Source organism: Actinomadura scrupuli (genome assembly GCF_050971785.1).
Taxonomy (GTDB): Bacteria; Actinomycetota; Actinomycetes; order Streptosporangiales; family Streptosporangiaceae; genus Actinomadura_E; species Actinomadura_E scrupuli.
Genome location: NZ_JBPCCU010000001.1, coordinates 410,388 through 433,252 on the forward strand (window position 1 = coordinate 410,388; position 22,865 = coordinate 433,252).

Genomic DNA, 22,865 nt, shown 5'->3' on the forward strand with positions numbered 1-22,865 from the left:
GGGTCTCGGCGGTGGACCAGGACGGGATCGGCCAGGATCGTATTGACCAGGACGGGATCGGCCGGGAGGGGATCGGCCGGGAGGGGATCGGCCAGGACGGGACCGGCCGGGAGGAGGCCGGTCGGGACCAGCCTGGGACGAGTGCCGGACTCAGGCTCGCGACCGCGGCCGACACGACCGCCGTGCGGGAGCTCGTACGGGAGGCGTACCTCCCCTGGGTGGAGATCATCGGCATGCGGCCGATGCCCATGGAGGCCGACTACCCGGCGCTGATCGCGGCGGACCGGGTCTGGGTGAGCGGGGATGTGCCGGGCGGCCCGGTGGACGCCCTGATCGTTCTGATCCCCGAGGACGGTGCGCTGCTGGTGGACAACGTGGCCGTTCACCCGGCCGCGCAGGGCCGGGGGCTCGGCCGCAGGCTGCTGGCCTTCGCCGAGGACCAGGCACGCTCCCGGGGACTGCGGGTCATGCGGCTCTACACCAACGTGAAGATGACCTCGAACATCGCCCTGTATGAGTCGCTCGGCTACCAGCGGACCGACCACGAGACCATCGAAGGCCGCCAAGCGGTCCACCTTCGCAAGGTCCTGCCGTCTTCGGGCTGAACCCCTTCTGAAGTCGTGATCACATGCGCCTTCCACGGCTGGGGGAGGAAGGTGCCGCAAAAAGCATTGCCCTGACCACCTCTACGCGGCCAGGGCGATTGGCCGGGGCGGTTGCCCTGACCATCTCTGCGCGGCCAGGGCGATTGGCCGGGGCGGTTGCCGTGACCACCCCTGCGCGGCCGCTCTCGCTCTCGGGGCCGGGCCGGGCCGCGCCCGGAGCCAGGCCGGCGGTGGGGACGGGGTTGGCCCGGGGCCAGAAGCCGGGTGGGGCCGAGTGGGGTTCGAGTCGGGGCGGGGTCGGGTCCGGCCGCGTATGAATGGTCACGGCAAACTGCTCTGCATAGCCTGGCGCCGCCAGCGGTTGCCGCGTATGAATGGTCACGGCAAATTGCTCTGCGTAGCCCGCCGCCGCCCGCGGTTGCCGCGTATAGGTGGTCAGGGCAAAGCGTTGCGGGGAGCTCTCCCCCCCCCGGAAGAGCAGGGAGGGCGATGACGGCGCCGGAGCACTGAACTTTCGAGTTGTCCACATGTACGAGCAGGTCTGGCGCCATGGTGAGGACGGCACGCAGGCTTGGGAGATGGCGAGGGCAGAAGAGCACGGACCGACTTTGGGCGCTTATCCGATCCCGGGCCTCATCCGGAGGGCACGGCGGATCGCCGGGTTCAGCCAACGGCAGATGGCGGCGTCCGCCGGGCTGTCCCGATCCACGGTGCAGCGGGCGGAGACAGGTGACCTGATCCCGAGCATGGATGCGTTACAGCGCATTCTGGCTGTGGCGGCGCTCCACCTGGTAGTGATCGATGACGCGGGTCATGTGGTGATGCCTATGGAGGACTGGCAAGGCGGAGTGCGCGACGGAGCAGGGCGGCGTTATCCCGCGCACCTCCACGTCGTGCTCGACCCGGCATTGGGCGAATGGTGGGCGGACATCTACGGATTCGAGCGTCCGCCGGAGACGTTTCACCGCGACCCCCCGGAAGTCCGGGAGTATCGGCGGCGTCTCTCCGCGTGGCAGGTTCGCAAGAAGAGGTATCTCTCCCATCTGCCGCCCTCCGCTCCTGTCGCCTGGGTGGAGTACCTGCGGGAGAAACGCGCTGAGCGGAGCCGTGCGGCGTCGGGTCGCAACGACGGGCTTTCCGGGCCCATCCTCCTTTCGGAGACCGGGTCCGTGGCCGAGTACGAGGCGTTCGGCGGACTCGACGAGGCGGAAGATCTGGAGGAGTTCGATGCGCACCGGCCGGCTGCGGAGGGGACACGGCGGTGAGCGGCTGACACCGGTGACGGGCGGGGCAGGTGGAGTGCGGTTGGATGGAGGGGTGAGCTCTTCGCCCTACAGCGACCTGGAACGGCCGCCGCTGAACGAGAAGGCCCTGGCCAGGCTGCTGGTACGGCCCGGATCGCTGTGGCGGGAGCTCCGGGTGGTGCCCGAGACCGGCTCGACCAACGCCGACCTGATGGCCCGGGCGGCGGAGGGCGCACCCGAGGGGGTCGTGCTGATCGCCGAGGAGCAGACGGCCGGCCGCGGGCGGCTGGGCCGTGCCTGGTCGGCGCCGCCCCGCTCAGGGCTGATGTTCTCCATGCTGCTGCGGCCTGCCGAGGTCGGCGTACCGGTGGTCCGGCAGGCCTGGCTGCCGCTGCTGACCGGGGTGGCCGTCGCCGCCGCCGTACGGAAGACCACCGCGCAGGGCCGCAACGCGCGGTTCTCGGCGCTGGCGGACCTGGAGGGCACCGGCGCGGAGGCCGGGCACGCGGCGGGTGGCAACGTGCTCGACGCGCGGCTCAAATGGCCCAACGACGTGCTCGTCGGTGAGCGCAAGCTGGCCGGCATCCTCGCCGAGCGGGCCGACGGCGGGATCGTGGTCGGCGTGGGGCTGAACGTGAGCCTGCACGAGGACGAACTGCCGGTGCCCGCCGCGACCTCGCTGGCCATCGAGCAGGCGGCCTTCACCGACCGGGAACCCCTGCTGCGCGCGATTCTCCGCGAGTTCGAGCTGTGGTACTCCGCCTGGTGCACGGTCGCGGGAGACCCGGAGGCCGAGGTGCCGGGCGGCTATCCGATGGTGAGCGGCGTGCCGGTGAGCGAGTCGCTGGAGGGCGGGCTGCGGAAGGCGTACAAGAACCTCAGCGCCACCCTGGGCCGGGAGGTGCGCGCGGAGCTGCCCGGCGACAGAACGATCACCGGTACGGCTCGCGACATAGACGGCATCGGGCGCCTGGTGGTCGATGACCATGCGCTGACAGCAGGCGATGTCGTACATGTCAGGTGAAGTTCGCCGCGATCAGTGCCCCCTCGACGAGACCATCTGCCACGATACGTCGCATGGGTCTTCCCGAGCGCGCTCTCACCGATGACGAGCAGATCGTCCTCGACTTTCACCCGCACTGGACGACATTGCTCAAGTCGTTCCTCCTGCTGCTCCTCGTAGCGGTCGTGGCGGGTGCCGTGATCTTCTTCCTGCCGGACTTCGATCTGCGGACGCAGGTGAGTCTCGGTATCGCGGGCGCCGCCGTGCTGGTGGCGCTGATCTTCTGCCTGGTGCCCTTCCTGCGCTGGTTCACCACGCGTTACGTGCTCACCACGCAACGGTTCACCCTGCGTGAGGGCATCTTGTCCAGATCTGGGCGAGATATCCCTCTCACCCGGGTCAACGACGTGTCGTTCTCCCATAATCTGATCCAGAGGATATTGGGCACCGGAACGCTGGTCGTCGAGTCCGGCGGCGAGCGTGGCCAGCTGGTCCTCCGGAACATTCCGCAGGTGGAGCGGGTACAGAGCGAGCTGTACCGGATCATCGAGGATCTGTCCGACGGGCATTACGACGGGCCGCGCCAGCAACGGTGATCTCGCCTGGGCGGTCCCGGTGACGGGGTGGCCCAGAGGGTGATCGCGAAGGGAGCTCGGGGATGTCGGCTCGGACGCCGGATCCGAAGGAGATCGAAGAGCTCCTGCTCGGTGGCGAGCTGCGCTATACCCGGATGGACGCGGTGCGCCTGGCCGGTGTCACCCCGGACTTCTCCCAGCGCCTCTGGCGGGCCTTCGGCTATCCCCACATGCCCGACGACGCGGTGGCCTTCACCGAGGGCGACATCGCCGCCCTGTGCCGGGTCCGGCGGCTCATCGAGGACGACGTCCTCGATGAGGACGGCGTGATGCGGATGGTGCGGGCGGTCGGCCAGACGATGTCCCGGCTGGCCGAGTGGCAGGTCGACCTGCTCACCGCCAGGCTGGTGAGCGAGGTGGCCGAGACGCCCAGCTCGGAGGCGGTCGAGCTGATCCTGGAGATCGCCGAGAAGCACATCGCGGACTTCGAACCCCTGATCGTGCACGCCTGGCGCCGCCAGCTCGCGGCGGCCGGCACCAGGGCGGTGGCCGCCGGTCAGGACGACGAGTCGGCGCCGGCCCGGACGTACGCGGCCGTGGGCTTCGCCGACATGGTCGCCTTCACCCAGATGAGCCGTGAGCTCGACGAGCTGGATCTCGCCCGGGTGGTGGAGCGCTTCGAGGAGACCGCCTCGGACGTCGTGGCGGCCAACGGCGGCCGGCTGGTGAAGACGCTCGGCGACGAGGTGCTGTTCAGCGCAGACTCCCCCCAGCTCGGTGCCGAGCTGGCCCTGTGCATCTCCGAGGCCATCAAGGAACAGGCCGAGGTGCCCGACGTGCGGGTCGGGGTGGCGTACGGGTCGGTGGTGCCGCTCATGGGCGACCTGTTCGGCACCACGGTCAACCTGGCGGCCCGGCTGACCTCCATCGCCCGGCCCGGCTCGATCGTGGTCGACGCCGGCCTGGCGGGCGAGCTCGAGCAGTCGGAGCGGTACGAGATCACCCGTATCGTGCGCCGTCCCGCTCGCGGCCTGGGGATCATCCAGCCGTACGTCCTGCGGCGCAAAGCCAGAGACTGACCGGCTCGCGACGCCGCCCAGATCGCGGCTCGGGTACTCGAAGTTGTGGCCACATTCCGCCTTTTCACGTGGGAACCTGCGGGTTCATGATTGCGTCGGAAGGACGTACGGGTGACTGCGAAGCGGCGCGCAGCGAGGCAGTGAAGGGAAGTCCGGTGGTCTTCAAACAGTTGATGGGTGCCTTCGGGGTCGGCGGCCCGTCGGTGGAAACCGTGCTGGCGGCGCCGCACGGTCGCCCTGGTGAGCAGGTGGCCGGGCAGGTTCACATCCGTGGCGGTGACCAGCCGGTGGACATCCACCAGGTGCTGGTCAGCCTGGTCACCCGGGTCGAGACCGAGTACGACGACCATGAGGGCCAGTCGACGCGGGAGTTCCACCGCGGCGCGATCACCGGGGCCTTCCACCTCGCGCCCGGCCAGCCGTACTCCATCCCCTTCCAGATGCCGGTGCCCTGGGAGACCCCGATCACGGTGGTCCACGGCCAGCACCTGCACGGCATGAACATGGGCGTCCGGACCGAGCTTGAGGTCGCCCGGGCCATCGACAAGACCGATCTGGACCCCATCGCGATCCACCCCCTGCCGTCCCAGCAGCGGGTCCTGGACGCCTTCGGCCAGCTGGGCTTCCGCTTCAAGGGCGCCGACGTCGAGCAGGGGCACATCAGCGGAGTGCACCAGCAACTGCCCTTCTACCAGGAGATCGAGTTCTACGCCTCGCACGAGTACAGCGGGCGTATCAACGAGGTCGAGCTGACCTTCGTGGCCGACCCGCACGGGCTCGTCGTCATCCTGGAGGCGGACAAGCGCGGCGGGCTGTTCCACGAGGGCAGCGACGCGTTCGGGCGCTTCCACGTCAGTCACGACCAGGCCCTGAGCATGCCCTGGGAGCAGGAGCTCTCCGGCTGGCTGCAGGCGATCATCGGCCGCCGCCACGGCGGCGGGCACGGCTACCCGCCCCAGCCCGGGTACGGCTACGCCCCGGGTCACCATGACCCCTACGCCCAGGGCGGCCACGGTCACCCCGGTTACCACGGCGGGCATCACGGCGGGCACCGCAGCGGCCCCGGCTGGGGCGGAGTGGCCGCCGCGGGTGCGGCCGGCCTGGTGGGCGGAGCGCTCATCGGCGGCGGTGCCGGCGCGATCGGTGACGGAGTCGAGGCGGTCGGGGACTTCGCCGGAGACGCCTTCGGCGCGGCCGGCGATGTCGCGGGCGCGGGCTTCGACGTGGCCGGCGACGTGGCGGGGGCCGGCTTCGACGTCGCCGGCGATGTCTTCGACGCGGCCGGGGACGGCTTCGGCGACATCGGCGACGCCATCGGCGGCCTCTTCGACTGACCCCGAGCACCTGCCCCCGCCCGCCCGCACCCACCCAACACGCGCCTCTCCCGGCCACCCTTCCGTGATCATGCAATCAATCGACGATTGATTGCATGATCACGGAAGAGCGGGGCCTGGTGGGAGGGGTGGGCCGAGGTTTGGTGGGTGTGCGCGGTCGGGGGGCCGGTGTGGTGGGGTCTGGCGTTGTTTAAGGTGATCGTGTGGATGGTGTGACGCTGCGGCGCGACGGTCATGTCGCCGAGATCGTGCTGGACCGGCCCGAGGCGCTCAACGCCCTGTCGACCGCGATGGCCGTACGGCTCGCCGCGGTGTGCGCCGAGGTGGCCGCCGACCGGGGGGTGCGCGCCGTCGTCCTCGCCGCGGCGGGGGAGAAGGCGTTCTGCGTGGGCGCCGACCTCAAGGAACGCAACGCCATGTCGGACGAGCAGATCCTCGACCAGCGGGAGGTCTTCCGGGCCGCGTTCGGGGGAGTGCTCGGCCTGCCGCAGCCGGTGGTGGCGGCGGTGCACGGCTTCGCGCTGGGCGGCGGCTGCGAGTTCGTGCTGTCCTGCGATCTGATCGTCGCCGAGGAGTCCGCGGTGTTCGGGCTGCCCGAGGTGAGCGTCGGGCTGGTGCCCGGTGGGGGCGGCACCCAGCTGGCGACGCGCCGGCTCGGCCCGGGCCGGGCGGCCGACCTGGTGCTGACCGGCCGCCGGCTGGCCATCGACGAGGCGGTCGCCGTCGGCCTGGTCGACCGCCGGGTCCCGGTCGGTGAACGGCCGGGGGTGGCGGCGCGCGCCGAGGCGCTGGGCGTCGCCGCGCGGATCGCCGGGAACTCACCGCTCGCGGTGCGCGCGGCCAAGCGGGCGATGCGGCACGGCGCGAGCGTCGATCTCGCGGCCGGGCTGGACATCGAGGACGCCGCGTGGCGGACGGTGGCCTTCTCGGCCGACCGGCGCGAGGGCATCGCCGCCTTCACCGAGAAACGGCCGCCCGTGTGGCCCGAGCACTGACCTGACGCCCGTACCGTGGGAACGATCTGACCTGCGACGTCAAACCTGACCCGGAAGTTCGACTGATGTTCACTTCCAGTGGGGATCATTAGGTCTATGAGTATCAATACCGGATATTTCCCTCTCGGAGATGATGCCCTGCCCGAAGACCGATTTCTTGATCGCGAGGAGAGCTGGCTGCGGTTCAACCAGCGGGTCCTCGAGCTCGCGGAAGACCGCGACCTGCCGTTGCTGGAGCGGGTACGGTTCCTGGCGATCTTCGCGAGCAATCTCGACGAGTTCTTCATGGTGCGGGTCGCCGGGCTGACCCGGCGGATGGCCACCGGGCTGGCGGTGCAGTCGGCCAGCGGCCGGCAGCCCCGCCAGGTCCTGGAGCGGGTGGCCACCGTCACCCACCATCTGCAACTGCGGCACGCCGCCTGCTATCGCGACGAGATCCGGCCCGACCTGGCCAAGGAGGGCATCGAGATCCTCCGCTGGGACGATCTCGCCGACACCGAGCAGGAGAGCCTGCGGCGGATGTTCCGAGAGCGGATCTACCCGGTGCTGACCCCCCTCGTGGTCGACTCGGCACACCCCTTCCCCTACATCTCGGGGCTCTCCCTCAACCTCGCGGTGGTCGTGCGGGACCCGGAGACCGAGGCGACGATGTTCGCCCGGGTCAAGGTTCCGCCGGTGCTGCCGCGCTTCGTGGAGGCCTCGGCCAACCGGTTCACCCCGCTCGAGGACGTCATCGCCGCCCATCTGGACCAGCTGTTCGTCGGCATGGAGGTCATGGAGCACCATGCCTTCCGGGTGACCCGCAACCAGGACCTTGAGGTCGACGAGGACATCAGCGAGGGCCTGCTGCAGGCGCTGGAGCGGGAGCTGCTGCGGCGCCGGTTCGGGCCGATGGTGCGGCTGGAGGTCGAGGAGAACATCTCCGCGGAGGTACTCGACCTGCTCACCACCGAGCTCGAGCTCGAGGAACGGGAGATCTACCGGGTCCCCGGCCCGCTGGACCTGGCCGGCCTGCACGCCATCGCGGATCTCGACCGGGGCGAGCTGAAGTACACGCCGTTCGTCCCGTCCAAGATGACGCTGCCCCTCGACAAGGACCTGTTCGCGGTGCTGCGGGAGCGCGACGTCCTCGTCCACCACCCGTACGACTCCTTCACCACCAGCGTGCAGCGGCTGCTCGAGGCGGCCGCCGCCGATCCCCGGGTGCTGGCGATCAAGCAGACGCTCTACCGGACCAGCGGCGACTCCCCCATCGTGGACGCGCTGATCGACGCCGCGGAGGCGGGCAAACAGGTCGTCGTGGTCGTGGAGCTCAAGGCCCGCTTCGACGAGCGGGCCAACATCGAGTGGGCGCGCAAGCTGGAACACGCGGGCTGCCACGTGGTCTACGGCTTCGTGGGGCTGAAGACGCACTGCAAGCTGGCCCTGGTGGTACGGGAGGAGGCGGACGGGAGCCTGCGCCGCTACTGCCACATCGGCACCGGCAACTACCATCCCAAGACCGCCCGGGTCTACGAGGACTTCGGCCTGCTCACGGCCGATCCCGAGGTCGGGGAGGACGTGACCGCCCTGTTCAACCACCTGACCGGCTACTCGCGGCAGAACTCCTACAAGCGGCTGGTGGTGGCGCCCCACGCGCTGCGCACCAGCCTGGTCAGCCGGATCGAACGTGAGGTCGAGTTCCACCAGATCGGCAGGCCGGCCCGGATCCGGATCAAGTGCAACGGGCTGGTGGACGAGGCCCTGATCGACGCCCTCTACCGCGCCTCCCAGGCGGGGGTCCCGGTGGACGTGTGGGTGCGGGGCATCTGCGCGCTCCGGCCGGGCGTCCCGGGGCTGTCGGAGACCATCCGGGTGCGGAGCGTGCTCGGCAGGTTCCTCGAGCACTCGCGGGTGTTCGCCTTCGAATGCGGCGGGGAGCCCGAGGTCTGGCTGGGCAGCGCGGACCTCATGCACCGCAACCTGGACCGCCGGGTCGAGGCGCTGGTACGCGTGGAGGACCGGGCCCAGCGGGACGACCTGCTCGAACTGCTGGACCGGGCGATGGACGACTCGACCTGCTCCTGGCGGCTCGACGGCGACGGGGTGTGGACCCGCGGGCCGGAGGACCCCGCCGGACGAGTGGACATCCAGGTCGAACTGATGAAATCCCGGCGCTGGAAGACGGTGCTGGGCGGCGACAGGCTGGGGGCGGACGGCGGCCTTGAGACCACCACAGGATGAGCCGGACCTGATCCGGGCCGCCGGAGCGGTGCTCTGGCGGCGGCCCGGTCCGGAGGCTGCCGGCGACGAGGACTTCGGGCCGGTCGAGGATCCCGGCGCGCGGGACGGCGCGGGGATCGAGGTGGCGCTCGTGCACCGGCCCAGGTACGACGACTGGACGTTCCCCAAGGGCAAGCTGGAGAAGGGCGAGCACGTCCTGCGGGCCGTCGTGCGCGAGGTGGAGGAGGAGACCGGGTGCACGCCCCGGCTGGGCCGCCGGCTGCGGCCGGTGTTCTACACCAAGGACGGGCGGCCCAAGCGGGTGGACTACTGGGTCGCCTCCGTGGCCCCCGGCGGGGCGGGACGGTTCACACCGGGCCACGAGGTGGACCGGTTCGAATGGTCGTCCGTCCAGGTCGCCAGGGACCGGCTGACCTACCCCCGCGACCTCGACGTCCTGGACGAGATGCTGGCCGGCCCGCTGCTGACCACCCCGTACATCCTGCTGCGGCACGGCTCGGCCGGCGACAAGCAGGACTGGCTCGGGGACGACGTGCTGCGCCCGCTGGATCCGCGCGGCAGGGCTGAGGCGGGGCGGCTCCCCGGGCTGCTGGCCGGCTTCGGCCCGCTGCGGACGCTCAGCTCCGGTACGGCGCGCTGCACCGAGACCGTGCTGCCGTACGCCCTGCACCTGGGCGTCAGCGTCATGACCGACCGGGCTTTCACGGTGGGGCCGGCGACCACCGGGGGAGCGGCGGACCGGATGGACGACCTCGTCGCGGACGGCGTGCCCACGCTGGTCTGTACCCACGGCGAGCTGCTGACCGACCTCGTCCCCGAGATCTGCGCCCGGCTGGACGGCAAGCCCCCGGACGAGCCGGCACTGCGCAAGGGCGGCTTCTGGATCCTGCACGTCGCCCACGGCACCCTCGCCTGCCTGGAACGCCACGGCACCTGAGGAGGCCGCGGACGCCGGGGATCAGGGGCCGGGAGAGGTGTCGGCCTGGGTGAGCAGCGGCTTGAGATGCCTGGGGTGGGTCACCTGTCGCCAGACCTCGGGGATCTCGCGCAGCGCCTCCTGGGCGGCGCAGTACTCGATGCCCGACAGCACGCCCAGGGTGAACAGCTCCTCCGGGGCGGCGGACGCGGCGGCCAGCGCGAGGCGTTCCTGGGCGATCACGCCGTCCTGGTAGCCGCCGAGGACCTCCTGGACCTTCTTGGCCTGCGCGGCCACCCTGGCCGCGGGCCGGCCGAGCGCGGCGGTGGCCGCCTCGGCGGCGTAGCGGGCGCGCTTGGCGTCCTTGCGCGCCTCGTGCCGGGCCAGGTCGATCTCGGCCGGATCGTCGAGGCCCGCGATGAGCTCGTACGCCCGGGCGAGCCGGTGCCAGGCCCGGATCACCAGCCGGGGCACCTCCCGGGCGGCGTCCAGCCCGGCCCGGTCGGTGTAGGGCGGCTCGGCCACCAGCCGGTCCAGCGCGTCCAGCAGGTCGAAGTAGCGCCGGCTGTTGAGGTTCGCGTTGACCCGGCGGTAGGCCTCCCGCTCCTGGGCCGTCATCGCGTCCAGCCAGCCACGGTGCCGGCTGACCTCCGCGGGCAGGTCCCGCAGGCGCCCGGAGAAGCGCTCGCACAGCACCTCCAGGTCGCGCACCTCGCCGAGACCGTCGGCGAGCCACTTCAGCTCCGGCTGCAGCGCGTCGGTCCGGGCGCGGTCCAGTACCGGGCCGTAGCTCTTGAGCAGGCTGCGGATCCGGCGGACCGCGACGCGCATCCGGTGCACCGCGTCGGGCTCCGCCAGCCGTGCCTTCGGGTCGTACACCGCCAGCGCCTCGAGCTGGGCGGCGAGATAGGCGATCGCGACGGCACCGGCCGTCCGCGGCTGCCGCGACGGGCGGGCCGCGTGCTTGGCGGGGACGGCGCCGTGCGTCTCCAGCAGGCGCCCCACCTTCGAGTGAGACCCCGCCCGGCGGGCCCCGGACAGCCGCAGCCGCTGGCCGACGGCCTTCAGCAGCTCGGGGGAGCCGGCCGGCCCGAGCTCGACCTCGATCTCCCGCCAGGTGCTGAGGGCGGTGTCCTCGGTGGTGAGCACCTCCCCGGACACGGCGTCGTCGGCGACCTCGGCGAGCATCCGCCCGTCGGCGTCGAGCAGCCGGACGACCGTCCGGTGCGTCTCCAGGGTGGCGACCGGGCTCAGGGCGTGCCCGCGCAGGCAGCCGGCGACCAGGTCGGTGAGCGTGCCGGGCGGGTCGGAGCCGTCGAGCGGGGCCCGTATCTCCTTCTTGGCGTCCCGGCCGGCCGGGATCTTCACATGCCAGCCGGCGTCCTCGCCGCCCTCACGCCGACGGAAGGTGATGCTCCGGCCGGCCAGCCGGAAGTCGTCGGTGTCGAAGTACCGGGCCACCAGATGGTGGGTCTCCGGCGCGCTCACCGAGGCGCAGCCCGGAAGGTCGGTCAGGTCGGGAAGGACGAAATGCGAGTCGGCGTCGTACTTGCGTTCGATCTCGAGATGCTGGGTCACGCAGTCTCCTCCCGGGAGACTCGAAGGGAGGTGGACTCAGCATGACACCCGATCGTGATCGTGACGAGAGCCGGATCAGTCGTCGCCGGGTGGCGTGGCGAACCGCTGGAGGTAGAGGCCCTCCCCGAGGGTCTGCAGCAGGCCGAGCTCGGTCTCCAGGTAGTCGACGTGCTCCTCCTCGTCGGCGAGGATCATCTCGAAGATCCGGGCGGAGGTGACGTCGCCGCGCGATCGCATGAACTCGATGCCGGGCCGCAGCCGTGCCACGGCCTCCATCTCGATGTCCAGGTCGGAGCGCAGTTGCTCGGGCACCGTCTGGCCGATGCGCAGGGTGCCCAGCCGCTGGTAGTTGGGCAGGCCCTCCAGGAACAGGATGCGGTCGGTGAGGGTCTCGGCGTGCCGCATCTCGTCGAAGGACTCGGCGCGGGTGTGCCGGGCGAGCGCCGTGTAGCCCCAGTGCTCCTGCATCTTGGCGTGCAGGAAGTACTGGTTGATCGCGGTCAGTTCGGCCGTCAGCTGCTCGTTGAGCAGCATGATGATGTCCTTGTCGCCTTCCATACCCCTCATCGTGACACGTGTGTCAGGCCGCGTGCTCGACCGGTCCCGTGTCGCGGGTGCCTGCCGTGACAAGCGGGGCCGCCGGGGCCGCCGGGGCGGCACCGGGCGCGGTCCGCGGCGGCGCCGGCACGGCGTCCGCGGCCCGCCGGGGGCCGCCGGTGATCGAGTCGACCAGGTCGATGGCCGTCAGGCTCTCGCTCACCAGTGCGCGGATACGTTTGGTGCAGGACCCGCAGCCGGGTTGCATGCCGCAGGCCGACCGGACCTCCCGGGTGGAGCAGGCGCCGGCCAGCACACAGCCGCGCACATCGTCCTCGGTGACGGCGTTGCAGACGCAGACGTACATACGGAGCAACCTTTGATCAGGCGGAACAGCCGGTGAACAGGGGTTAAGGTAAGGCTTCCCTAAGTTACCCCAAGTGTGATGAATATGGCTAGTCGCTCATCGTCGGCATGTTCCTGCCCCGCCTGGGAAAGGCCCCTGCTGACCTAGGGAAGGGCACGATGTGACGAACCTCTGGCCGGGCGAGGCCTATCCGCTCGGCGCCAGATTCGACGGAGCGGGCACCAACTTCGCCGTCTTCTCCGAAGCCGCGGAGCGGGTCGAGTTGTGCCTCTTCGACGGGGCCGCGCCGGACGGGGCGGAGACCCGTTACGACCTGCCGGAGGTCGACGGGTTCGTCTGGCACGGCTACCTGCCCGGCGTCATGCCGGGGCAGCGCTACGGATTCCGGGTGCACGGGCCCTACGACCCCTCCAAGGGCCAGCGGTGCAACCCCGCCAAGCTGCTGCTCGACCCCTACGCCCAGGCGATCGAGGGCGAGATGGACTGGGATCCGTCCTGCTTCGGCTACGACTTCGACGATCCGTCCTCCCGCAACGATCTCGACTCGGCGCCGCACACGATGCGGTCCGTCGTGGTCAATCCGTACTTCGACTGGGGCGACGACCGGCCGCCGCGGACGCCGTACCACGAGACGGTGATCTACGAAGCCCACGTGAAGGGTGTCAGCAGGCTGCATCCGGACATCCCCGAGCGGCAGCGCGGCACCTATGCCGCCCTCGCCCATCCGGTGATGATCGACTATCTGAAGGGGCTGGGCGTCTCCGCCGTCGAGCTGATGCCCGTCCACCAGTTCGTGCACGACGACCACCTCGTGAAGAAGGGCCTGCGCAACTACTGGGGCTACAACACCATCGGGTTCTTCGCCCCGCACAACGCCTACTCCGCCGGCGGCCAGCGCGGCGAGCAGGTGCTGGAGTTCAAGTCGATGGTGAAGGCCCTGCACGAGGCGGGCATCGAGGTCATCCTCGACGTCGTCTACAACCACACCGCCGAGGGCAGCCACCTGGGCCCGACGCTGTCGTTCCGGGGGCTGGACAACTCCGCCTACTACCGGCTGGTCGACGACGATCCGCGCTTCTACATGGACACCACCGGCACCGGCAACAGCCTGCTCATGCGGCACCCGCACGTCCTGCAATTGATCATGGACTCGCTGCGGTACTGGGTGACCGAGATGCACGTGGACGGGTTCCGCTTCGACCTCGCCGCCACCCTCGCCCGCGAGCTGCACGAGGTCGACCGGCTGGCGGCCTTCTTCGACCTGGTCCAGCAGGACCCGATCGTCTCCCAGGTGAAGCTGATCGCCGAGCCGTGGGACGTCGGGGAGGGCGGCTACCAGGTCGGCAACTTCCCGCCGCTGTGGACGGAGTGGAACGGCAAGTTCCGCGACACCGTCCGGGACTTCTGGCGCGGCGAGCCGGCCACCATGCCCGACTTCGCCTCCCGGCTGACCGGCTCCAGCGACCTGTACGCCGACGACGGCCGCAGGCCGCTGGCCTCGATCAACTTCGTGACCTGCCATGACGGCTTCTCGCTGCACGACCTGGTCTCGTACAACACCAAGCACAACGACGCCAACGGCGAGGCCAACCGGGACGGCACCGACGACAACCGCTCCTGGAACTGCGGGTACGAGGGCGAGACCGGCGATCTCGAGGTGATCGCGCTGCGCGAGAAGCAGAAGCGCAACATGCTCACCACGGTCCTGCTGTCCCAGGGGGTCCCGATGCTGTCGCACGGCGACGAGATCGGGCGCACCCAGCGCGGCAACAACAACGTCTACTGCCAGGACAACGAACTCGCCTGGATCGACTGGGCCACGGCCCGCCACAACTGGACGCTGATGGAGTTCGTGCAGCGGCTGATCCGGCTGCGCGCCGATCACCCGGTGCTCCGCCAGCGCAGGTTCTTCCACGGCAAACCCATCCGGGACACGCCCGCGGGCGGTCAGGCCGACGACTCCAACCTGCCGGACATCGCGTGGCTCACCCCGGGCGGCGAGGAGATGTCGGACAGCGACTGGAGCGCGGGCTTCGCCAAGTCGCTGGCGGTCTTCCTCAACGGCGACGCGATCGCCGAACCCGATCGCCGCGGCGAGCGGGTCCGCGACGACTCCTTCCTGCTGCTGTTCAACGCGCACTACGGCGATCTGCCGTTCACCATGCCCCCGGTCCGCTACGGCGCCATGTGGCGCAAGGAGCTCGACACCGCCGTCCCCATCCCGTTGCTGGAGAACGAACGGCCGGCGGCGAAGGCAGGAGAGATCATCCAAGTGGAGGCGCGGTCCACCCAGGTGCTGCGACGTGTCTGAGCCCGCCCACCGGTCACCGTCGGGTGCCTACCGTCTTCAGCTGCGCGCGGAGTTCGGGTTCGCCGACGCCGCGGAGATCGCGGACCACCTGGCGGCACTCGGCGTCTCGCACGTCTACCTGTCCCCGATCCTGCAGGCCGTGCCCGGCTCCGCGCACGGCTACGACGTCGTGGACCACTCCCGGATCTCGGACGACCTCGGCGGTGAGGCGGCCTTCCGCGCGATGGCCGCCCGCTTCCGGTCCCGCGGCCTGAAGGTGATCGTCGACGTGGTGCCCAACCACATGGCCGCCCCGGAGCCGGAGACCCTCAACCGCCAGTTCTGGTCGGTCCTGGCGGACGGCCCGGCCTCGCCGTACGCCGCCTGGTTCGACGTCGAGGGCGAGCGGATCGTGCTGCCGGTGCTCGGCGGGCCGTACGAGGACAGCCGTGGCGACCTCCGGCCCGTGGACGGACAGCTGCACTACTTCGGGCACCGCTTCCCGCTGCCGGACGACCACTACCGGCTGGCGTACTGGCGGGAGGGGCCCAACTACCGCCGGTTCTTCGAGATCTCCACGCTCATCGGCCTGCGGGTGGAGGAGCCGGAGGTCTTCCGGCAGACCCACGAGGTGCTGCTGCGGCTCGTCCGGGAGGGGCTGATCGACGGACTGCGGATCGACCACCCCGACGGCCTCACCGACCCGCGCGGCTACCTGCGGATGCTCGACCGGGCCGCCCCGGGCACCTGGACGGTGGTGGAGAAGATCCTCACCGGCACGGAGTGGCTGCCGGCCGACTGGCCGTGCGCCGGCACCACCGGGTACGACGCGCTGGGGCGGGTCGGCGGGCTCTTCGTGGACCCCGCCGGCGAGGAGCCCCTCACCGACGCCCACCGCGCGTTCACCGGCGGCCAGGCGGGCGATCACGGGCCGGCCGTGCCCGCCGGGGAGTACGGCTTCGCCCGGGTGGAGGAGGCGGCCAAACGGGATGCGGTCGAGGGCGGGCTGCGGCCGGAGGTGGAGCGCCTGCACCGGGTGCTGTGCCGGTGCCTGCCGTCCGGCGACGCGCAGGCACTGCGGCGGGTGCTCGTCGAGCTGCTGGTCGCCATGCCGGTCTACCGTGCCTACGTCGTACCCGGTGAGAAGGCGCCCCGGACCTCGGTGGAGATCATCGGCCAGGCGGTGGAACGCGCCATGACCCGGCTGCCGGCCGAGCTGGGCCCGGAGCTCGACGCGGTGGCCCGGCTCGCCCTGGGCGAGCCCGGCGGCTCCGCCGAGGGCTCCGGCGGTTCCGCCGAGGGCTCCGGCGGGGCGGTCCCGGACGCGCGGGCGGAGTTCGCCGTGCGGTTCCAGCAGACCTCCGCTCCGCTGATGGCCAAGGGGGTCGAGGACACCGCCTTCTACCGCTGGTCCCGGCTGGTGGCGCTGACCGAGGTCGGCGGCGACCCGTCCCGGTTCTCGGTGTCGCCCGGGGGGTTCCACGCCTACGCCACCCGGCTGGCCCACGACTGGCCGGCCACGATGACGACGCTGTCCACCCATGACACCAAGCGCCAGGAGGACGTCCGCGCCCGGCTGGCGGTGCTCGCCGAGCTGCCGGAACGCTGGCGGGCGTCGGTGACCGGGTGGCGGGAGCGGGCGGCCGCCGGGTACGCCTCGCGGCACGGGCCGGAGCGCACCGGGGAGCACGCCTCCCCGCTGGAGCCCGACCTGGAGTACCTCATGTGGCAGACCCTGGTGGGGGCCTGGCCGATCGACGCCGGCCGGCTGACCGAGTACCTCACCAAGGCCATGCGCGAGGCCAAGACCCGGACCTCGTGGACGGACGGCGACCCCGGGTACGAGCGGGACGTCCTGGACTACGCGCGCGGGGTCCTCGCCGACCCCGCCCTGGTGACCGAGCTGTCGGAGTTCGTGGCCGCCCTGGAGCCGTACGCCCGGGTCAACACACTGGGGCAGAAGCTGGTGCAGCTCACCATGCCGGGCGTGCCCGACGTCTACCAGGGCTGCGAGCTCACCGGCCTGTCCCTGGTGGACCCGGACAACCGGCGCCCGGTCGACTACGCGGTCCGCCGCGAGCGGCTGGCCCGGCTGGACACCGGCAAGCCCCCTCAGGACCTCGACGACGAGAAACTCCTGGTCACCTCACGTGCGCTGCGGCTGCGCCGGAGCGAGCCCGGCTGGTTCGGCGCCGGGGTGGGCCCGGACGCGGGCGCCGCGCCCTACGAGCCGGTCCTGGCCGACGGGCCCGCGGCCGCGCATGTCGTCGCCTTCCGCCGGGGCCGCGCCCTCACCGTCGTGACCCGGCTGCCGCACGGCCTGCGGCGGCGCGGCGGGTGGGGCGAGACCACCCTGACGGTGCCGGGCGCCCGCTACCGGGACGTGCTCACGGACGGCGTCCACCACGGCCCGTCCCTGCGCCTCGCCGACGTGCTGGACGGGCTGCCGGTGGCGCTGCTCGTCGAGCAGGCGGGCCCATGACCCGTCCGGCCGGGCCGTTCAGTGCCGTTCAGTCGACGTCTCGGTGACGTCATGGGGAGGTCGAGTGACGACGTTCGAGGTGTGGGCTCCCGAGGCGGAACGCGTCGAGGTCGAGATCCTGCCCGGACCCGGTGCCGGCGCCCGCCGGGAGATGCGGCCCGCCGGGCGGCCCGGCTGGTGGGCGGCCGACGTCGCCGCGGCGGGGCCCGGCACCGACTACGGGTTCTACCTCGACGGTGACGGGCCGCTGCCCGATCCGCGGTCGCCCCGGCAGCCCCACGGCGTGCACGGGCCCAGCCGGGTGCACGACCACGAGGGCTTCGCGTGGACGGACCGGCTGTGGCGCGGCCGGCCGCTGGCGGGCAGCGTCCTGTACGAGCTGCACGTGGGGACCTTCACCCCTGAGGGCACCTTCGACGCGGCGATCGGACGGCTCGGCCATCTGGTCCGGCTCGGGGTCGACGTCGTGGAGCTCATGCCGGTGGCGGCGTTCCCGGGGCGGCACGGCTGGGGCTACGACGGCGTCCACCTGTGGGCGGTGCACGAGCCGTACGGCGGCCCGGACGGGCTGAAGCGGTTCGTCGACGCGTGCCACGGCCGGGGGCTGGCAGTCGCCCTCGACGTCGTCTACAACCACCTCGGCCCGAGCGGCAACTACCTGAGCCGGTACGGCCCGTACTTCACCGAGGCGCACCAGACCCCGTGGGGGGCGGCGGTCAACTTCGACCAGCCGGGCTCCGACGAGGTCCGGGACTTCGTCGTCGGCAACGCGCTGATGTGGTTGCGCGACTACCACCTGGACGGGCTGCGGCTGGACGCCGTGCACGCCATCAACGACCAGCGGGCGGTGCACCTGCTCGAGGAGCTGGCGGCCGAGGTGGCCGGGCTGCGGGCCCGGGCGGGCAGGGAGCTGTTCCTCATCGCCGAGTCCGACCTGAACGATCCCCGGCTGGTCACCTCCCGGGAGTCGGGCGGGTACGGGCTGGACGCGCAGTGGAGCGACGACTTCCACCACGCCCTGCACAGCGCCCTCACCGGTGAACGCCAGGGTTACTACGGTGACTTCGGCTCGATGGCCGCGCTGGCCAAGGTCCTGACCAGGGTGTTCTTCCACGACGGCACGTGGTCGTCGTTCCGCGGACGCCGCCATGGCCGGCCGGTGGACCTGCTCCGCACGCCGGGCCACCGGTTCCTGGGCTTCCTGCAGAACCACGACCAGATCGGCAACCGGGCGGCGGGCGACCGGCTGTCGGCGAGCCTGACCGCCGATCGCCTCAAGACGGGCGCGGCGCTGCTGCTGACCTCGCCGTACTCGCCGATGCTCTTCATGGGCGAGGAGTGGGGGGCCACCACCCCGTGGTGCTACTTCACCGACCACCTCGAGCCGGAACTGGCCCGCGCGGTGACCGAGGGCCGGCGCCGGGAGTTCGCCCGGCACGACTGGGGGGCGATCTCGGAGGGGAGGCCGGAGGGGACGGACGACGGCGCCGGGCCGGCCGTCGAGGTGCCCGATCCACAGGCTGTGGACACCTTCCGGCGGTCGGTGCTGGACTGGACGGAGCCGGAGGAGCCCCGGCACCGCGAGCTGCTGGAGTGGTACCAGGCGTTGATCGCGCTTCGCCGGGCCAGGCCGGAGCTGACCGACCCCCGGCTCACCGAAGTCGAGGTGGAGGCCGACGAGGACACCGGCCGGCTGCTGATGACCCGGGGGTCGCTGCTGGTCGCCGCCAACCTGGGCGCCGAGGCCCTGCGCCTGCTGGTACGGGCGGACCGCCTGCTGCTCGCCTCCGCGCCGGCCGTACGGCTCACCACCGGAGAGCACGGGGCGGAGCTGGAACTGCCGCCGTCATCGGTCGGGGTACTGGAGCGCGCCGCGCCGGAGCCCTCTTAGGCCCGGTCAGGCCCGGTGGAAGAGCAGGATGCCGGCCCGGTCGCCGACCAGCCGGAACCCCTGCCCGGGAAGGGCCTGCAGGGCGGCCCGCTGCTGTGCCTCCGGGGCGGGCACGACCGACAGGCGGGTGGTGTCGACGATGACCCAGTCGGTGGCCCGGCGGAACGGGTCGGGGAAGAGCACCACGGCGCAGCGATCGGTCAGCTGCGGCGCCAGGTAGTCGCCGGCCGCGACGGTGGCACCGTCGGGGATCTCGCGCATCAGGTCCCGGGCGGCGGTCACCCCCGGCGAGAACCGGTAGAAGTCGGGGCTGGTGAAGCGCCAGAAGGCGAACTGCGGGAGCACCCCGACCGCGAACACCACGGCCACCGGCACCGAGAGCCGGGCGAAGGCGCGGGCGGCCCGGCGGTCACTCTGCCCCAGCCTGCTCAGGGCGTCGAGGAAGGCGACGAAGACGATCGGCATCAGGATCGCGTTGTAGTGCACGAACCCGACGCTCCAGTGCAGCGGATTGTTCGAGGCCAGCCGGTACAGCACGACGGGGGCCGCGATGATCAGCAACGGCGAGCGCAGCGCGGCGAAGGCGGTCACGCCGAGCAGGCAGATCGGCAGGATCCACTTGTCCGGGTGCTCCGCGAAGCCGCCGGGCAGGCTCAGCAACTGCCCCAGCAGGCCCTGATCGCCGCCCTGGCGCACCGAGCCCCAGTAGCGGTACTCACCGGAGGGGCTGAAGTGCGGGATCACCACCAGGAGGATCAGCGCCAGCGCCGTGGCCCCGGCCGCGACCAGCGCGCCGCCGAGCCGCCACTGCCGGCGCAGCAGCAGGTAGCCGCCGACCGCCGCGACGGTCAGGCCCATGTCCTCCTTGACCAGCAGCAGCGGAAGGGTCCACCGCGCGGCGGCCCGCCAGCGCTCCTCGGCCAGCGCCGCCATGGCGTAGGCGATCAGCGGCACGGCCAGCGCGATCTCGTGGAAGTCGAATCCGAGCGCGCCCTGGATCCCCCAGGACAGCCCGTAGGCGGCGGCGACCGCCAGCCCGGCCCGGACCCCGAGCCGGCCGATCGCCAGCCGGGCGATCGGGACGACGGAGATCGCCATGAGGGCCGCCTGGGCGATCAGGAGCATGCGGGCATCGGCCCAGAGCCAGTAGAGCGGCACGAGGACGATCAGGGCCGGGTGGAAGTGGTCCCCGAGCAGGTTGAACCCGGGGCCCTTGAGCGGCACCACCGGTGCGTCGAAGTTCGCGTAGGCGCGGACCGCCTGGTCGAAGATGCCCAGATCGAAGCCGGCGGTGCCGAGCTGGGCGTGCCGCAGCAGCGAGTAGAGGGTGTAGAGCACGAAGAACGGCAGGGCGGTCAGATAGACCGGACGGGGAGGCCAGGCGGCGCGCGGGCCGGTCTCTCGTGCGGGCACGGACGAGCTCTTCCGTTCTTCGTGACGTCCGGATGGCGTCCGGGTGGCATCTTGGTGGCGGTGGGTGAGGCCGCAAGTATCTCAGACGCCCGGCCGGTGAGCGTCTGATCACATAGAGTTACTCCCCCTATAAAGTGTTATGCCGTGTTCGAGGATGTACTACGAGTGGCAAACCACAGGTCAAGGCCCTTGCAGTAGCCGGGAAACGTTCATCATTGGTCCTAACATCAAGGCATGACCTCAGTACTGCTCGCCGAGGACGACACGTCCATCTCTGAGCCCCTCGCTCGCGCACTGCGACGGGAGGGGTACAACGTCGAAGTCAGCCCCGATGGGCCACAGGCTCTCGAGCGGGCGCTCGGGGGCGGTGTGGACCTCATCGTTCTCGACCTCGGGCTGCCCGAGCTCGACGGGCTTGAGGTGGCACGCCGGGTCCGTTCCGAAGGGCACGGCGTTCCCATCCTCATCCTGACCGCCCGCGCCGACGAGGTCGACACAGTCGTCGGTCTCGACGCGGGCGCCGACGACTATGTGACCAAGCCCTTCCGGCTCGCCGAATTACTCGCCCGGGTGCGGGCGCTCTTGCGCAGGGGCAGCACCGAGACCCCGATCGTGCAGGGCGTCCGCATCGACGCCGAATCACGCCGCGCCTGGATGGGGGAACAGGAGCTGCAACTGACCACCAAGGAGTTCGATCTGCTGCGGGTGCTCGTCCGGGACGCCGGAAAGGTGGTCACCCGAGAACAGATCATGCGGGAGGTATGGGATACCAACTGGTGGGGATCCACAAAGACCCTTGACATGCACATATCGTGGTTGCGGCGCAAGTTGGGGGACGACGCCGGCAGCCCTCGTTACATCACCACGGTGCGGGGAGTCGGGTTCCGGTTCGAGCGCGGCGACTAGACCTCGCCGTGACCGGCTCCCAGCCCCTGCCCGAAGCCGTGTGCGCGCGGGCGTTCACTCTCCAGGGGGTGAATCGCCCGCGCGGTGACCTTACGACCGCGCCCTGGCGCGGCCTCCCCACAACGTAAGGAGCCCCCGATGAGGCGTCGGCTGCTTCTGTCGACGCTCGCCGTCGCGCTCGTCGCGATTCTGCTGCTCGGCATCCCCCTTGCCTACGCGACCAACCGGCTCATCCACGAGGAGGCCCAGCAATCGCTGGAGCGAGAGGCCTCCACGGTGCTGGCCGGCGTGCAGTTCCGGCTGGAGTCCAAGCAGCCGATCACCAAAGAGCTGATCGCACAGGAGTTCCCCGGCCGCTACATCATGGTCCGGCTGCCGGACGACACGCTGCTCATGGCGGGCGGGTCCCCGGCCAGGAACACCTCGGTCATCTCCGAGCGCCGGGCCGCGGCGGGCGTCCAGGTCGAGGTCTCCGAAGAGGCGTCGCAGGTGGAGGACGACGCGCTGCGCTCGATGCTGCTCATCGGGAGCCTGGTCCTGCTCGGCGTGGCGGTGACGGTCGGGCTGGCGATGGTGCAGGCCCGGAAGCTGACCCTGCCGCTGATCGATCTCGCCGAGACCGCCGACCGGCTGGGCACCGGCAACGCCCGTCCCCGGCGGCGTCGCTACGGCATCCCCGAGGTGGACCGGGTGGCGGAGGTGCTGGACCGCAGTGCGGTGCGGATCGCCGACCTGCTCGCGGCCAGCCGGGAGTTCGCCTCCGACGCCAGCCACCAGCTCCGTACGCCGCTCACCGCGCTGACCATGCGGCTGGACGAGATGGTGGAGGCTGCGGACTACCCCGACGTCGTCCGGGAGGAGGGCCACGCCGCGCTCGCCCAGATCGAGCGCCTGGTCGCGGTCGTGGAGCAGCTGCTGGCCCGGGCCCGGCATGACCGCACGGGCGCGGCAGTCCCGGCCCACATCGACGAGATCGTCGCTCAGCAGATCGAGGAATGGCAGCCGATCTTCGGCCGGGACGGCCGCGAGGTGCGCCTCACCGGCGAGCGCGGCCTCGTCGCGATCACCACTCCGGCTGGGTTGTCGCAGATCATCGCCACCCTGCTGGACAACTCCCTGGTGCACGGCGCCGGCACCGTCACCATGCACGTCAAGGTCACCAACGCCTCGGTGGTGATCGAGGTCGGCGACGAGGGCCCCGGCGTGCCCGCCGACATCGAGCGCCGGGTGTTCGAGCGCAGCGTCACCGGCGGCGAGGGCACCGGGCTGGGGCTCTACCTGGCCCGGTCGCTGGCGGCCGTCGACGGCGGCCGGCTCGAGCTCGTACGGGCCCGGCCGGCAAGCTTTGCCATTTTTTTGCGCAAGGCCACCGAGGTCCGGCTCGCGAACCAGCGGGTGGTCAGCGGACCCGTCTGAGGGGCCGTGGC

18 protein-coding genes are annotated in these 22,865 nt (G+C 71.3%); 14 read left to right on the plus strand and 4 right to left on the minus strand.

Annotated features, from left to right (window positions below; all coding sequences use genetic code 11):
- The first annotated feature begins 11 nt into the window (after nt 1-11).
- The 9 genes from ACRYCC_RS01990 (at nt 12) to ACRYCC_RS02030 (ending at nt 9,995) form a co-directional block, all read left to right on the plus strand.
- On the plus strand, nt 12-605 hold the full coding sequence (locus ACRYCC_RS01990; RefSeq protein WP_433808024.1) for a GNAT family N-acetyltransferase: 594 nt from the start codon (nt 12-14) through the stop codon (nt 603-605).
- A gap of 527 nt (nt 606-1,132) precedes the next feature.
- Entirely contained in the window at nt 1,133-1,870 is a 738-nt protein-coding gene (locus tag ACRYCC_RS01995; RefSeq protein ID WP_433808026.1) for a helix-turn-helix domain-containing protein, read from the plus strand.
- 52 nt (nt 1,871-1,922) lie between these two features.
- Complete coding sequence (locus ACRYCC_RS02000; protein WP_433808028.1) at nt 1,923-2,873, plus strand: biotin--[acetyl-CoA-carboxylase] ligase; 951 nt, start codon at nt 1,923-1,925, stop codon at nt 2,871-2,873.
- Between the two features lie 53 nt (nt 2,874-2,926).
- Entirely contained in the window at nt 2,927-3,448 is a 522-nt protein-coding gene (locus ACRYCC_RS02005) for a PH domain-containing protein (RefSeq protein ID WP_433808030.1), read from the plus strand.
- Between the two features lie 62 nt (nt 3,449-3,510).
- Complete coding sequence (locus tag ACRYCC_RS02010) at nt 3,511-4,506, plus strand: adenylate/guanylate cyclase domain-containing protein (RefSeq protein ID WP_433808032.1); 996 nt, start codon at nt 3,511-3,513, stop codon at nt 4,504-4,506.
- 155 nt (nt 4,507-4,661) lie between these two features.
- The gene (locus ACRYCC_RS02015; protein WP_433808034.1) at nt 4,662-5,840 is read left to right on the plus strand and encodes a sporulation protein; all 1,179 of its coding nucleotides are present in this window, start codon (nt 4,662-4,664) and stop codon (nt 5,838-5,840) included.
- 203 nt (nt 5,841-6,043) lie between these two features.
- Nucleotides 6,044-6,835 (plus strand): enoyl-CoA hydratase/isomerase family protein, encoded by a 792-nt coding sequence (locus ACRYCC_RS02020; RefSeq protein ID WP_433808036.1) that lies wholly within the window; start codon nt 6,044-6,046, stop codon nt 6,833-6,835.
- 96 nt (nt 6,836-6,931) lie between these two features.
- Nucleotides 6,932-9,058, plus strand: a complete 2,127-nt coding sequence (locus ACRYCC_RS02025; RefSeq protein WP_433808038.1) for an RNA degradosome polyphosphate kinase — start codon at nt 6,932-6,934, stop codon at nt 9,056-9,058.
- Nucleotides 9,039-9,995 (plus strand): NUDIX hydrolase, encoded by a 957-nt coding sequence (locus ACRYCC_RS02030; protein WP_433808040.1) that lies wholly within the window; start codon nt 9,039-9,041, stop codon nt 9,993-9,995. Before ACRYCC_RS02025 ends, ACRYCC_RS02030 begins: the two co-directional genes overlap by 20 nt.
- Nucleotides 9,996-10,016: 21 nt before the next feature.
- Here ACRYCC_RS02030 and ACRYCC_RS02035 read toward each other — a convergent pair whose 3' ends face one another.
- The 3 genes from ACRYCC_RS02035 to ACRYCC_RS02045 form a co-directional block, all read right to left on the minus strand.
- A complete protein-coding gene (locus ACRYCC_RS02035) occupies nt 10,017-11,552 on the minus strand; it encodes a CYTH and CHAD domain-containing protein (RefSeq protein ID WP_433808042.1) in 1,536 nt (511 codons plus the stop codon).
- A 75-nt stretch (nt 11,553-11,627) separates the two neighbouring features.
- Nucleotides 11,628-12,110: a bacterioferritin gene (gene bfr / locus ACRYCC_RS02040; protein ID WP_433808044.1), complete on the minus strand. Its 483-nt coding sequence runs from the start codon at nt 12,108-12,110 to the stop codon at nt 11,628-11,630.
- 22 nt (nt 12,111-12,132) lie between these two features.
- Nucleotides 12,133-12,456, minus strand: a complete 324-nt coding sequence (locus tag ACRYCC_RS02045; RefSeq protein WP_433808046.1) for a (2Fe-2S)-binding protein — start codon at nt 12,454-12,456, stop codon at nt 12,133-12,135.
- Between the two features lie 160 nt (nt 12,457-12,616).
- Between ACRYCC_RS02045 and glgX the strand changes: the two genes are divergently transcribed.
- The 3 genes from glgX (at nt 12,617) to treZ (ending at nt 19,119) form a co-directional block, all read left to right on the plus strand.
- Complete coding sequence (gene glgX / locus ACRYCC_RS02050) at nt 12,617-14,767, plus strand: glycogen debranching protein GlgX (protein WP_433808048.1); 2,151 nt, start codon at nt 12,617-12,619, stop codon at nt 14,765-14,767.
- Nucleotides 14,760-17,228 carry a malto-oligosyltrehalose synthase gene (gene treY, locus ACRYCC_RS02055; RefSeq protein ID WP_433808050.1) on the plus strand — a complete coding sequence of 823 codons (2,469 nt, stop codon included), beginning with the start codon at nt 14,760-14,762 and terminating at the stop codon, nt 17,226-17,228. Before glgX ends, treY begins: the two co-directional genes overlap by 8 nt.
- Before the next feature lie 64 nt (nt 17,229-17,292).
- Nucleotides 17,293-19,119, plus strand: a complete 1,827-nt coding sequence (treZ, locus tag ACRYCC_RS02060) for a malto-oligosyltrehalose trehalohydrolase (protein ID WP_433808052.1) — start codon at nt 17,293-17,295, stop codon at nt 19,117-19,119.
- Nucleotides 19,120-19,125: 6 nt separating this feature from the next.
- On the opposite strand, the gene ACRYCC_RS02065 is transcribed toward treZ, so the two are convergent.
- Nucleotides 19,126-20,532: a DUF2079 domain-containing protein gene (locus ACRYCC_RS02065; RefSeq protein WP_433808054.1), complete on the minus strand. Its 1,407-nt coding sequence runs from the start codon at nt 20,530-20,532 to the stop codon at nt 19,126-19,128.
- A gap of 234 nt (nt 20,533-20,766) precedes the next feature.
- Here ACRYCC_RS02065 and ACRYCC_RS02070 point away from each other — a divergent pair, with 234 nt between their 5' ends.
- Together ACRYCC_RS02070 and ACRYCC_RS02075 are read left to right on the plus strand one after the other, a co-directional pair.
- Nucleotides 20,767-21,438 carry a response regulator transcription factor gene (locus ACRYCC_RS02070; protein ID WP_433808056.1) on the plus strand — a complete coding sequence of 224 codons (672 nt, stop codon included), beginning with the start codon at nt 20,767-20,769 and terminating at the stop codon, nt 21,436-21,438.
- 138 nt (nt 21,439-21,576) lie between these two features.
- Nucleotides 21,577-22,854 (plus strand): ATP-binding protein, encoded by a 1,278-nt coding sequence (locus ACRYCC_RS02075; RefSeq protein WP_433808058.1) that lies wholly within the window; start codon nt 21,577-21,579, stop codon nt 22,852-22,854.
- Nucleotides 22,855-22,865: the final 11 nt, after the last annotated feature.